The 12907-nt window shown below is 62.0% G+C and carries 12 protein-coding genes; 8 read left to right on the forward strand and 4 right to left on the reverse strand.

The window, feature by feature from the left end:
* Nucleotides 1–47 precede the first annotated feature (47 nt).
* On the forward strand, nt 48–2222 hold the full coding sequence (locus tag ACIPZ8_RS08730) for a hypothetical protein (protein ID WP_400721618.1): 2175 nt from the start codon (nt 48–50) through the stop codon (nt 2220–2222).
* Between the two features lie 160 nt (nt 2223–2382).
* Here the strand turns inward: ACIPZ8_RS08730 and ACIPZ8_RS08735 are convergent, their stop codons facing one another.
* On the reverse strand, nt 2383–2688 hold the full coding sequence (locus tag ACIPZ8_RS08735; protein ID WP_400721620.1) for a DUF2288 domain-containing protein: 306 nt from the start codon (nt 2686–2688) through the stop codon (nt 2383–2385).
* Nucleotides 2689–3048: 360 nt separating this feature from the next.
* Between ACIPZ8_RS08735 and ACIPZ8_RS08740 the strand changes: the two genes are divergently transcribed.
* The 7 genes from ACIPZ8_RS08740 (at nt 3049) to ACIPZ8_RS08770 (ending at nt 10467) form a co-directional block, all read left to right on the forward strand.
* Nucleotides 3049–4164, forward strand: coding sequence for a branched-chain amino acid ABC transporter substrate-binding protein (locus tag ACIPZ8_RS08740; RefSeq protein ID WP_400721623.1), 1116 nt, complete (start codon nt 3049–3051; stop codon nt 4162–4164).
* Nucleotides 4165–4350: 186 nt separating this feature from the next.
* Nucleotides 4351–5274: a high-affinity branched-chain amino acid ABC transporter permease LivH gene (livH, locus tag ACIPZ8_RS08745; protein WP_167070573.1), complete on the forward strand. Its 924-nt coding sequence runs from the start codon at nt 4351–4353 to the stop codon at nt 5272–5274.
* Nucleotides 5271–6527 carry a high-affinity branched-chain amino acid ABC transporter permease LivM gene (locus tag ACIPZ8_RS08750; RefSeq protein ID WP_400721626.1) on the forward strand — a complete coding sequence of 419 codons (1257 nt, stop codon included), beginning with the start codon at nt 5271–5273 and terminating at the stop codon, nt 6525–6527. Before livH ends, ACIPZ8_RS08750 begins: the two co-directional genes overlap by 4 nt.
* The gene (gene livG, locus ACIPZ8_RS08755; RefSeq protein ID WP_008097486.1) at nt 6524–7291 is read left to right on the forward strand and encodes a high-affinity branched-chain amino acid ABC transporter ATP-binding protein LivG; all 768 of its coding nucleotides are present in this window, start codon (nt 6524–6526) and stop codon (nt 7289–7291) included. Before ACIPZ8_RS08750 ends, livG begins: the two co-directional genes overlap by 4 nt.
* Nucleotides 7292–7993 carry an ABC transporter ATP-binding protein gene (locus ACIPZ8_RS08760; RefSeq protein WP_003254879.1) on the forward strand — a complete coding sequence of 234 codons (702 nt, stop codon included), beginning with the start codon at nt 7292–7294 and terminating at the stop codon, nt 7991–7993.
* Between the two features lie 88 nt (nt 7994–8081).
* Nucleotides 8082–8756 (forward strand): COG3650 family protein, encoded by a 675-nt coding sequence (locus ACIPZ8_RS08765; protein ID WP_400721629.1) that lies wholly within the window; start codon nt 8082–8084, stop codon nt 8754–8756.
* Nucleotides 8757–8859: 103 nt separating this feature from the next.
* The gene (locus ACIPZ8_RS08770) at nt 8860–10467 is read left to right on the forward strand and encodes an NAD(P)/FAD-dependent oxidoreductase (protein WP_110639630.1); all 1608 of its coding nucleotides are present in this window, start codon (nt 8860–8862) and stop codon (nt 10465–10467) included.
* 72 nt (nt 10468–10539) lie between these two features.
* Here the strand turns inward: ACIPZ8_RS08770 and ACIPZ8_RS08775 are convergent, their stop codons facing one another.
* The 3 genes from ACIPZ8_RS08775 to ACIPZ8_RS08785 all read right to left on the reverse strand — a co-directional run bounded on the left by ACIPZ8_RS08775 (nt 10540) and on the right by ACIPZ8_RS08785 (nt 12871).
* Nucleotides 10540–11004, reverse strand: coding sequence for a glycine zipper 2TM domain-containing protein (locus tag ACIPZ8_RS08775; protein ID WP_400721633.1), 465 nt, complete (start codon nt 11002–11004; stop codon nt 10540–10542).
* A gap of 222 nt (nt 11005–11226) precedes the next feature.
* The gene (gene pdxH, locus ACIPZ8_RS08780) at nt 11227–11874 is read right to left on the reverse strand and encodes a pyridoxamine 5'-phosphate oxidase (protein ID WP_400721635.1); all 648 of its coding nucleotides are present in this window, start codon (nt 11872–11874) and stop codon (nt 11227–11229) included.
* 19 nt (nt 11875–11893) lie between these two features.
* Complete coding sequence (locus ACIPZ8_RS08785) at nt 11894–12871, reverse strand: OmpA family protein (RefSeq protein WP_400721637.1); 978 nt, start codon at nt 12869–12871, stop codon at nt 11894–11896.
* Nucleotides 12872–12907 lie beyond the last annotated feature (36 nt).

Genomic DNA, 12907 nt, shown 5'->3' on the forward strand with positions numbered 1-12907 from the left:
ATGGCATAACCCACTGATAATCACTGACACCAGGCAAATGGCGCACTATGACCTCTACGAACACTTCTGCCAATGCGGTCCCCGAGTCTTCGACTCTCTCCAACCCCAGTGGTGTTCGTGACACACTGCCGACACGCACCCCACCGACACAGCAGTACCTGTACTTCACCGAGCAGGACATCCAGCGCATCCTCGACAACCTCGACGGCCTGCGTGACCTGGTGTTCCCCAGTAACCAGCACATCGAAGTCGACGACCCACTGCGCCTGGAGCAGCAGTTCCCGTCGGTCTGCCTGATCGGCCTGGGCCGTTGCGGCTCGAACATCGCCCTGGACGTGGCCGAACTGGTCTACAACGCCCGTACCTTCTTCCTCAACGAGTTCAACAACGAGGACCGCCTCAAGGGTGAGTCGGGCTACAGCCCGGCACGCTGGATCCGCCAGAACCTGCGCCTGGTGCAGAACAAGGGCGTCAAGCCGGTGTTCCTGGTCGAACCACTGGTGATGCTCGGCGACCTGGACAAGGACATCGCCGGGCGTATCCGCTTCTCGCGCAAGGGCGAGCGCGGCGAGTTCCTGCGCGACTACAGCAAGATGAAGATCATGGACCTGTCCGAAGTGCACGCTGGCGGTGCCGGCAACGCGCCGATCCTCGGCCAGTACCTGGCCAAGATCATCCTCAACAAGGACACCCAGCGCTTCTCCAGCGCCGACTGGAAGCTGATCCACTCGTACCTGATCGACTCCTGCGGCATCAAGGCCAACCAGTCGCGGTTGTATTTCTACATCTTCAGTGCCGGTGGCGGTACCGGTTCAGGCATGGCGTCGGAGTTCGGCCTGGCCCAGCAGTACTCGTACATGAACAAGACCTTCGACACCAAGCCTGCCGACGAGAACGACGGCAAGAGCGGGCACTCGTTCGTCTTCGAGCCGATCTTCACCAGCGGCATCTGCGTGCTACCCAATGCGACGGACCATCGCAGCGAAATGTCCGAGGCCCTGCACATCAACGCCGGTCGGTTGTTGTGCAAATACCTGTCAGAAGAATGGGACTTCTCGTACAACTTCGATAATGAGGACAGCAGCGAAGCCAGCGTGATGGGGCGTATCCGCCCATGGAACGCGATGATGCTGATCTCCAACGACATCATGCGCTACGCCGAAGAAAGCGATGACGGCACCATCCACAACATCGACGTCAACGCCATGGAGAAGCACGCCAACCAGTACATCTCCCAGCAGATCTTCAACATCCTTACCGCCCAGGCGGTAACCACCGACTACGACCAGAACTACTTCCGCCGCGCGGGCATCGACATTGGTGAAACCATCCGCCTGGACGCCAACGACCTGTTCATGAGCCTGGCCGGCCCGGTAGCGATTGCCTATGCCGAATCGGTGGTACCCGAAGTACCTGCGCCAGGCACGGACAAGTTCAAGGTGTTCGAGCGCGAAACCCCGCGCCTGGACATCGACGACCTGTTCTTGCGTTCCATCGACCTGCCGCACTTCAACAAGCAGACCCAGGCCATCGAAGGCATCAGCCTGCTGCCGATCGAGTCGCGCCGCTACCGCGCAGCCCTGGAGCAATACCAGGCCTCGGGTTACGACGCGGCCGCACTGCATGACCTGCACTTCTTCAAGAACTGCTCGTCGGTGGTGTCGATCGTCTCGCTGCCCAAGGACTACAAACTGTCGTACATGGACTTGAACCGGCTCAAGACTCACCTCAACAGCCTGTTCCCCAATACCACGCTCAAGCGTTACGCACTGGTGATCGGCGCCTCGGCCAACCTGTCGCTGACCACCCTGATCGCCAAGAGCCCATGCCTGTCGGACGACTTCCTGACCCTGATCGTGGCCTTCATCAAGCGTTGCTTTGCCCGCACTCCGTATCGCTTCGATGACACCCTGGACAACGCCATCCTCGAGTTCATCACCAGCGAGCACTTCGCGGAGGAGCGCATAGACGACCTGCTCAGCGAGTTCGAGAACCCGGCGAAGATCCTCGACACCAACTGGTACGCGATCAAGCCGATGTACGAAAAGAAGTATCGCGAGCTGATCAACGACAAGAGCCGCTTCGTGTCGATCAACGATATTCGCCTGTCGCGCGAATGCGTCAAGAAAGCGGTGAAGTACCTGCGCGAGATTTTCCGCCACCGCATCGGCAAGACCCGGGTGATTTCGCTGAACAGTCATACCGGCCGGGTCGACTACTGAGGCAACGGGGGCTGCCCTGCAGCCCCCATTACGCATGCCGTAAACTGTTACCGCAGCGCCGAATCAGCCCACCACTGTTACCAACTTCCACCTTACGTGAGCGTCAACAAGCACCGATATGGGGCGGCTGTGCGTTTTTACGCACTAAAAAAGCGCGCCGTTATTCCGGTTGCTTGGCCTGAATCACGATGAACGGTGAAACCACCACGGCCCAGATCTCTGGATCGCGGCTTTGCAGGTCGAGCGCCTGCTCGGCGCTGACCGGCCCGACAGTGCCATCACTACGCCACTTGGCGAAGATCTCGCTGCGATTCTCGGCCATTGCCGCTGCAACCTCGATCAGGTCGAGACTGGGGTCGACCCAAATCAGGTCACCCTTGGCCCAGAAACGCTCCAAAGCCTTCCACTCGATTGTCGCGGTCTCGCCGAGCAATTTGGCATAGAGGGTGCTTGTTTGATCAGTCATGGGTTTGTACCCGCAAATTCGGCCAATGAAAAAAGGCCGGCATTTTTGCAGAAAAACCCGGTTTCAAATATGTAATTTGGTCGATTGGCCCCGAAGTTGTGGGGTGGGGCCGGGGATACAGGCAAAGTGATGGCGCTTTTCTGTATCTTTGTGTCGATCATGCGACAACCCGCGGAACAGGCAGTTTTTGCCCGCTTTTCAAGCGCGCAAACAGCGCTCTACACTGTACCGGTACAGTTCCGGGACATGTTCCGGGGGAAGGTGGGCATGCAGTGTGGCGTGGCCATGCCGCAAATCCCGCCCGGTCTGTAGCCCTGGCCGCCAGGACTATAAGAATTACAACAGAATGAGTGGAGCACTATGATCAAGATTTCCAAGCTGTTCGCCGCAATGGTACTGGCCGGGGTAGCCAGCCATTCGTTTGCCGCCGATACCATCAAGATCGGGATCGCGGGCCCTAAAACCGGCCCTGTGACCCAGTACGGCGACATGCAGTTCATCGGCGCCAAGCAAGCCATCAAGGATATCAACGCCAAGGGCGGCGTCGATGGCAAGATGCTCGAAGCCAAGGAATACGACGACGCCTGCGACCCTAAACAGGCCGTGGCAGTCGCCAACAAAGTGGTCAACGACGGCGTCAAGTTCGTCATCGGCCACCTGTGCTCCAGCTCCACCCAGCCAGCGTCCGACATCTATGAAGACGAAGGCGTGATCATGATCACCCCGGCCGCCACCTCGCCGGAAATCACCGCCCGTGGCTACAAACTGATCTTCCGCACCATCGGCCTGGACAGCGCCCAGGGCCCGGCTGCCGGCAACTACATCGCCGACCACGTCAAGCCGAAGGTAGTTGCCGTTCTGCACGACAAGCAGCAGTACGGTGAAGGCATCGCCACCGCGGTCAAGCAGACCCTCGAGAAGAAAGGCACCAAGGTTGCCGTCTTCGAAGGCCTGAACGCTGGTGACAAGGACTTCTCCTCGATCATCCAGAAGCTCAAGCAGAACAACGTCGACTTCGTCTACTACGGCGGCTACCACCCCGAGCTGGGCCTGATCCTGCGCCAAGCCCAGGAAAAAGGCCTGAAAGCCAAGTTCATGGGCCCGGAAGGCGTGGGTAACGACTCCATCTCGCAGATCGCCCAAGGTGCTTCCGAAGGCCTGCTTGTGACCCTGCCGAAGTCGTTCGACGCCGATCCTGAGAACAAGGCCATCGTCGACGCCATCAAGGCTGACGGCAAGGACCCGAGCGGCCCGTTCGTGTTCCCGGCCTACTCGGCTGTCGAGCTGATTGCCGAAGGCATTAAAGCTGCCAAGTCCGAAGACACCGACAAGGTGGCAGCTGCCATCCACGCCGGTTCCTTCAAGACCCCGACCGGCACCCTGTCCTACGACGAGAAAGGCGACCTGAAAGACTTCAAGTTCGTGGTCTACGAATGGCACTTCGGCAAGCCGAAGACCGAAGTCTCCCCTCAGTAACTGCGTGACTAATAGCTGACCGTAGAAGCCCACTGTGCGAGCAGTGGGCTTTGTTTTACGAGGTTCATGGGCCTGATCCCCGCGATCCGGGGGCCGACCCACCTGAAAATCTTAAAACCGTCACCCGCGGTTTCCTGGCCGTACCCCGGCCAGCGAAATGCAAATCAGGTTTTTAGGAGCGCTGTAATGCCTGAGATCTACCATTTCTTCCAACAACTGGTTAATGGATTGACCATCGGCAGCACCTATGCCTTGATCGCCATCGGCTACACGATGGTGTACGGCATCATCGGCATGATCAACTTCGCCCACGGCGAGGTGTACATGATCGGTTCCTACGTGGCCTTCATCGCCCTGGCGGGCCTGGCCATGATGGGTATCCATTCGCTGCCGATCCTGATGACCGTCGCTTTCGTCGCGACGATCTGCGTCACCAGTGCCTATGGCTACAGCATCGAACGGGTTGCCTACCGCCCCCTGCGCAACAGCAACCGCCTGATCCCGCTGATTTCCGCCATCGGCATGTCGATCTTCCTGCAGAACACGGTCTTGCTGTCGCAAGACTCGAAGGACAAATCCATCCCCAACCTGATCCCGGGAGCCTTCTCCTTCGGGCCGGGCGGTGCTGAGGAAGTACTGATCAGCTACATGCAGATCCTGGTGTTCGTGGTCACCCTGGTGGCCATGACCTGCCTGACCCTGTTCATCTCCCGTTCCCGCCTGGGCCGCGCCTGCCGCGCCTGCGCCGAGGACATCAAGATGGCCAACCTGCTGGGCATCAACACCAACAACATCATCGCCCTGACCTTCGTCATCGGTGCCGCCCTGGCGGCCGTGGCGGCCGTGCTGCTGAGCATGCAGTACGGGGTGATCAACCCCAACGCCGGTTTCCTGGTGGGCCTGAAGGCCTTCACCGCGGCGGTACTGGGCGGCATCGGCAGCATCCCGGGCGCCATGCTCGGCGGGCTGGTGCTGGGCGTGGCCGAAGCCTTCGGCGCCGACATCTTCGGCGACCAGTACAAGGACGTGGTGGCATTCGGCTTGTTGGTTCTTGTCCTGCTGTTCCGGCCGACCGGCATCCTGGGCCGCCCGGAGGTTGAAAAAGTATGAACAGAAATCTCAAACAGGCGTTCTTCAGCGCCTTGCTGGTCTGGGCCGTGGCCTTCCCGGTGCTGGGCCTGAAACTGAGCATCGACGGCATCAGCCTGGCGGTGCACAGCCAAGGGTCGTTCACCATCAGTATCATCGCCGTGTGTTCGGTGCTGATGTTCCTGCGCGTGCTGTTCGACAAGCAGTGGAACTCGGTGATGGGCCGTCGCTCGGATCGCAAGCTGATCCCGCCAGCCGTCAGCAACTACCTGACCCTGCCGAAAACCCAGCGCTACGTGATCATGGGCCTGATCGTCGCGGCTTTAGTGTGGCCGTTCTTCGGCTCGCGCGGGGCGGTGGACATCGCCACGCTGATCCTGATCTACGTGCTGCTGGGCCTGGGCCTGAACATCGTGGTCGGCCTGGCCGGTCTGCTCGACCTCGGCTATGTCGGTTTCTACGCCGTCGGCGCCTACAGCTACGCGATGCTCTCGCACTACCTGGGCTGGAGCTTCTGGGTCTGCCTGCCGATCGCCGGCCTGATGTCGGCCACCTTCGGCTTCCTGCTCGGGTTCCCGGTACTGCGCCTGCGCGGTGACTACCTGGCAATCGTGACCCTCGGCTTCGGCGAGATCATCCGCCTGTTCCTGCGCAACCTCACCGACTGGACCGGCGGCCCCAACGGCATCAGCAACATCCCCAAGCCGGAGTTCTTTGGCCTGACCTTCGAGCGCAAGGCCGCCGAGGGGATGCAGACCTTCCACGAGTTCTTCGGGCTGGAATACAACTCGATCAACAAGGTCATCTTCCTCTACCTGGTCGCCCTGCTGCTGGCCCTGCTGGCACTGTTCGTGATCAACCGCCTGCTGCGCATGCCGATCGGCCGTGCCTGGGAAGCGCTGCGCGAGGACGAGATCGCCTGCCGTGCGCTGGGCCTGAACCCCACCGTGATCAAGCTCTCGGCATTTACCCTGGGTGCCTGCTTCGCCGGTTTCGCCGGCAGCTTCTTCGCGGCGCGCCAAGGCCTGGTGACACCGGAGTCGTTCACCTTCATCGAGTCGGCGATCATCCTCGCCATCGTCGTGCTCGGCGGCATGGGTTCACAACTGGGCGTGATTCTCGCGGCCATCGTGATGATCCTGCTGCCGGAGCTGATGCGTGAGTTCAGCGAATACCGGATGCTGATGTTCGGTGCGCTGATGGTGTTGATGATGATCTGGCGTCCGCAAGGCCTGCTGCCTATGCAACGCCCCCATATGGAGCTGCATCGATGAGCCGTGAAATTCTGCAAGTCAGCGGCCTGAGCATGCGCTTCGGTGGCTTGTTGGCGGTCAACGGCGTGGCCCTGACCGTCAAGGAAAAACAGGTGGTGGCGCTGATCGGCCCGAACGGTGCCGGCAAGACCACGGTGTTCAACTGCCTGACCGGCTTCTACAAGCCCAGCGGCGGTACCATCCTGCTCGACGGCCAGCCGATCCAGGGCCTGGCCGGCCACCAGATCGCCCGCAAGGGCGTGGTGCGGACCTTCCAGAACGTGCGCCTGTTCAAGGAAATGACCGCGCTGGAAAACCTGCTGATCGCCCAGCACCGTCACCTCAACACCAACTTCTTCGCCGGCCTGTTCAAGACCCCGAACTTCCGCCGCAGCGAGAAGGAGGCCATGGAGCGCGCGCAGTACTGGCTGGAAAAGGTCAACCTGACCGAGTTCGCCAACCGTACCGCCGGCACCCTCGCCTACGGCCAGCAACGCCGCCTGGAAATCGCCCGCTGCATGATGACCCAGCCACGGATCATCATGCTCGACGAACCCGCCGCCGGCCTGAACCCCAAGGAAACCGAAGACCTCAAGGCGCTGATCGCCTACCTGCGTGAGTCGCACAACGTCACCGTGCTGCTGATCGAGCACGACATGAAGCTGGTGATGAGCATCTCCGACCACATCGTCGTGATCAACCAGGGCACGCCCCTGGCCCACGGCACGCCGGAGGAGATCCGCGACAACCCTGATGTGATCAAAGCCTACCTGGGGGAAGCGTAAATGCTGAAGTTCGAGAACGTTTCCACCTTCTATGGCAAGATCCAGGCGCTGCACAGCGTCAACGTGGAGATCAACCAGGGTGAGATCGTCACCCTGATCGGTGCCAACGGCGCTGGCAAGTCGACCTTGCTGATGACCCTGTGCGGCTCGCCGCAGGCGCACAGCGGCAGCATCAAGTACCTGGGTGAGGAGCTGGTCGGCCAGCCGTCCTCGCACATCATGCGCAAGAGCATCGCGGTGGTGCCGGAAGGCCGCCGCGTGTTCGCCCGCCTGACCGTCGAGGAAAACCTGGCCATGGGTGGCTTCTTCACCGACAAGGGCGACTACCAGGAGCAGCTGGACAAGGTCCTGCAGCTGTTCCCGCGGCTGAAGGAGCGTTACATCCAGCGTGGCGGCACCATGTCCGGTGGCGAGCAGCAGATGCTGGCCATCGGCCGGGCACTGATGAGCAAGCCCAAGCTGTTGCTGCTCGACGAGCCTTCGCTGGGCCTGGCGCCAATCATCATCCAGCAGATCTTCGACATCATCGAACAGCTGCGCCGTGATGGCGTGACGGTGTTCCTGGTGGAGCAGAACGCCAACCAGGCGCTGAAGATCGCCGACCGGGCGTATGTGCTGGAGAACGGCCGGGTGGTGATGCAGGGCACCGGCGAGGCACTGCTGACCGACCCGAAGGTGCGCGACGCCTACTTGGGTGGTTGAATGAAAAAGGGCCTTCGGGCCCTTTTTTCTGCCCGCAGGACGTGTATCGTGGCCAGCTCTTTGGCAAAGATTCTCCGGAGCCCGCCCCATGCGCCTCACCCCTACCCTGCTGCTCTCTGCCCTGCTGCCCCTGTTCGCCGGCTGCCAGTTGCTGGCCGAGCAGCCCCGTGACCCGAACATCGGTACCACGCGCATGCAGGGCGAACTGAGCGCAGGCGGCGGCCGGCTATTGTTCAAACCCTGCGGTGAAAGCCGCCACTTCGTGGTCAATGACCTCGCTGGCACCGGCATCCTCCAGGAGTCCGTCAACCTGGCCAAGGACGCCAACGCCAAATTGTTCGCCGACGTACGCGGGCGCCTCAGCGGCAGCAAGCAGGCCGACAACGATGGCCAGCTGGGGGTCAGCCGCCTGTACCGGCTGGAGCCCTCCACCCGTGCCTGCGACGACCCCAACTTCAAGCAACTGACCCTGCGCGCCAATGGCCACGAACCGGACTGGGACATCAAGGCCAGTGGCAAGGGCATGGTGCTCAACCGTGTCGGCAAGGACCCACTGCCCCTGCCGTTCCTCGAAGAAGAAGTGCCCGGCGGCGGCCTGACCCTGACCAGCGAAGCCAACGGCCAGCACGTTGAGCTGTGGGTCGCCCCGCAGCGCTGCGTCGATAGCGCCACCGGCGCCGTGCGTCACCTGCGCGCCGAGCTGCGCATCGACGGCCAGACCCTGCGCGGCTGCGGTTACTACGGCGGTGCGCGCGACAACTGATCGCCGGGCGCTTTTATCCTGCCAGTCGGGGCGGCTAACAGCTTATACTTGGCGGTTTGTGTAAAGCCGCCGGCCGCCCATGGCCGGGATACTGGACCCTGCCATGCTACGAATCACCGAACTCAAGCTGCCCCTGGACCATCCCGACGAAGCCCTGCGTGAAGCCATCGTCCAGCGCCTGGGCATCCGCGACGAGCAACTGCTCAGCTTCAACCTGTTCAAGCGCAGTTACGATGCGCGCAAGAAGAACAGCGAGCTGCTGTTCATCTACACCATCGACCTTGAAGCCAGCAACGAAGCCGAGCTGCTCAGCAAGTTCGCCGACGATCACAACATTGGCGTGGCACCCGACGTCACCTACAAGTTCGTCGGCCAAGCCCCGGCCGACCTGCAGGAACGCCCGATCGTGGTCGGCTTCGGCCCGTGCGGCATCTTCGCCGGCCTGCTGCTGGCACAGATGGGCTTCAAGCCGATCATCCTCGAGCGCGGCAAGGAAGTGCGCCAGCGCACCAAGGACACCTGGGGCCTGTGGCGCAAAAGCGTGCTCAACCCCGAGTCCAACGTGCAGTTCGGCGAAGGCGGCGCCGGGACCTTCTCCGACGGCAAGCTCTACAGCCAGATCAAGGACCCGAACCACCACGGCCGCAAGGTCCTCGAAGAGTTCGTCAAGGCCGGTGCGCCGGACGAGATTCTCTACATCAACAAACCGCACATCGGTACGTTCCGCCTGACCGGCATGGTCGAGCAGATGCGCCAGGACATGATCGCCCTCGGCGCCGAAGTGCGCTTCCAGGAAAAGGTCACCGACCTGCTGATCGAAGACGGCCAACTGACCGGCGTAGTGCTGGAAAGCGGCGAGCAGCTGCACTCGCGCCATGTGGTCCTGGCCCTGGGCCACAGCGCCCGTGACACTTTCCGCATGCTGCACGCCAAGGGCGTGTACATGGAAGCCAAGCCGTTCTCGGTGGGCTTCCGTATCGAGCACCCGCAAACGCTGATCGACAAGGCTCGCCTGGGCAAATACGCCGGCCACCCGAAACTCGGCGCCGCCGACTACAAGCTGGTCTACCACGCCAAGAACGGCCGTTCGGTGTACAGCTTCTGCATGTGCCCGGGCGGCACCGTGGTCGCCGCCACCAGCGAACCGGGCCGGGTGGTCACCAACGGCATGAGCCAGTACTCGCGTAACGAGCGCAACGCCAACTCCGGCATCGTCGTCGGCATCGACCCCGAGCGCGACTACCCGGGCGGCCCACTGGCCGGCATCGAGCTGCAGGAGCGGCTGGAAGCTCACGCCTACGTCATGGGTGGCAGCAACTACCAGGCTCCGGCGCAGCTGGTTGGCGACTTCGTCGCTGGCAAGCCGTCCACCGCACTGGGCAGCGTCGAGCCGTCGTACAAGCCGGGGGTAACCCTGGGTGACCTGGCGCCGAGCCTGCCGGACTTTGCCATCGAGGCCATCCGCGAAGCGCTGCCGGCGTTCGACCGCCAGATCAAAGGTTACAACCTGCATGATGCGGTGCTGACCGGCATCGAGACGCGCACCTCGTCGCCACTGCGCATTACCCGTGGAGCGGACTTCCAGAGCCTGAACATGAAGGGGCTGTTCCCGGCAGGTGAAGGTGCGGGGTATGCCGGTGGCATTCTTTCGGCGGGTGTGGATGGTATCCGCATTGCCGAAGCCGTGGCTCGCGATATCCTCGGCCTTTAAAGCTACTGGCCCAGGACAACAAAAAACCCCGAACTGGCATGGCCCGTTCGGGGTTTTTATTTGCCGCTACGATCAGTGCGAAACGCGGCTGGTACCGTCAACGGTCATGATGCGCACACGGTCACCAACGCGGAAGATTTCGTTCTGCTGCACAGCCTGCACATAGGCACGCATGCTGCCATCATCCTCACGCACGGTGATTTCCACGCCCTGGGTACGGGTGATGCCTTCCTCGGCAGCGGAACCTGCCAGGCCACCAGCCACCGCACCAATCACGGCGGTGACGATGCTGCCACGGCCACCGCCAATGGCACTGCCGGCCACGCCACCAACGATGGCGCCAGCACCACCACCGATCGGCGTCTTGGTGCCTTCAATCTTGACTGGACGCAAGGATTCGATGGTCCCCATGCGCACGGTCTGCACGCGACGGGCCTCATCACGGGAGTAGCTGTCACCGGTCAGGCTGGAGGCACAGCCACCAAGCAACAGCGACATGGTGGTGAAAGTCGCCACCAGCAAAGCGGATTTACGCATGGGTACAATCTCCAAAAAACAGGTGTCCATTAGACGCTGCGCGTTGACGGCTGTCACGGCGCCAGCACAAAAAAATTATTTCCATTCAGCCCCTGTACAGCCTTGTAGCGACAGTAATGCGGGCGTTACAGCTCAGACCAAGGATAGCCACGGATTACTTCATCGTCTGTGAAGAAGTGTGGTTTGAGGAGGGAACGGGGCTGCCAGGCAGCCCCGGGGATGTCAGGGCGCCAGGCGCTCCCGCGTCCACTGCCCGTCGACCAGGCGATAGTTCAAGCGGTCATGCAGCCGGCTGGCCCGCCCCTGCCAGAACTCGATCCGCTCAGGCAGCAAGCGATAGCCACCCCAATGTTCCGGGCAATGCGGCTGGGTATCGGAGAAGCGCGCTTCGGTGGCCTTGACCAGGCCTTCGAGCTCCTCACGATTGGCAATGACACGGCTCTGCGGCGAAGCCCAGGCCCCCAGACGGCTGCCCAGCGGGCGCACCTGGTAGTAATCATCCGACTCTTTGGCCGTGACCTTTTCCACCCGCCCTTCGATCCGCACCTGGCGCTCCAGCGCCGGCCAGAAGAAGGTCATGGCAGCGAACGGGTTGGCCAGCAGTTGCTGGCCCTTGGCGCTGTCATAATTGGTGAAGAAGGTGAAACCACGGTCATCGAGGCCCTTGAGCAGCAGCACACGACAGTGCGGGCGGCCCTCGCCATCGACCGTGGCGAGGGTCAGGGCGTTGGCCTCCACCGGGGGCTGCTCGGTCTTCACCGCGTCGGCAAACCACTGGTGAAACAGGGCGAACGGCTCACCCGGGGCCTGGGCTTCGGCCAGGCCATCACGGGTGTAGTCGCGGCGCATATCGGCCAGGGATTGGGTCATGGCTGCGTTTCCTTGACGATCAGTTGGTCTTCGCAGGGCTGTTGGCGGCTACTTTCTTGTCAGTGGTAGCGGCTTTCTTGGCGGCCGGCTTGGCTGGCGCGGCTTTCTTCTTGGCAGTGGCCTTGGCCGCAGGCTTGGCAGCGGCTTTCTTCGCAGCTGGCTTGGCGGCTGGTTTCTTGGTCTCGGCCGGCTTGGCGGCAGGCACCTTGGCATCCTGCACCGCAACCATCGAAGCCGGGGTGGCTACCGGAGCCGCCTGTTGATACTTGGCCAGCAGGGCAACCATGGTGTTCTGCGGCGTCAGCAGCATTTCCACACGGCGGTTCAGGGCACGGCCTTCGGCGCTGTCGTTGGCGGCACGTGGCATTTCCGAGCCCATGCCCTTGAGCGACAGGCGGTCACGCTGCAGGCCACTCAGACGGAAGATCGCCGATACCGAGGCGGCGCGCTCCAGGCTCAGCTTCTGGTTGGCAGCGGCCACACCGCTGTTGTCGGCATGGCCGAGGACCAGCACGGCAGTCTTCGAGTCGCCTTCCACGGCCTTGGCCACACGGGTGATCGGCGCCAGGGTCATCGGCAGCAGCATGTTCGGACGATCCGGGTTGTACGAGCCGTCGACCGGAATGGTCACCACCAGCACGTTGTCGCGGCGCTCCAGCTGCAGCTTGCTGTCCTTGACCGCTTCACGCAGCTTCGGCTCGTACTGGTCCAGCCAGGCCTGGGTGGCCTTTTCGTCGATCTTCGGCACCACCGGCCCTTTGGCCTGCTTGTCGTCACCGCCGAACGGCCACCACCAGTGGCTGGCGCTCTCGGACTTGGCGTCGGCCTTGGCGACCTTCTCTGTAACCGCTGCTTTCACTTCCTTGTCGGCAACCTTGTCCGAACCGAATGGCCACCAGCTGCTGCCGCCGTCCTTGGAGGTGTCCTGGGAGTGGCTGGCGCAACCGGTCATAGCGGCCAGGCACAGGGCGAGAGCTAAGGTTTTATGTGAAGACATCAGCGATACACCATGAAATTGAAAGATATTTTGCCA

It is taken from the genome of Pseudomonas sp. NPDC089422 (assembly GCF_044749405.1).
Taxonomy (GTDB): Bacteria; Pseudomonadota; Gammaproteobacteria; order Pseudomonadales; family Pseudomonadaceae; genus Aquipseudomonas.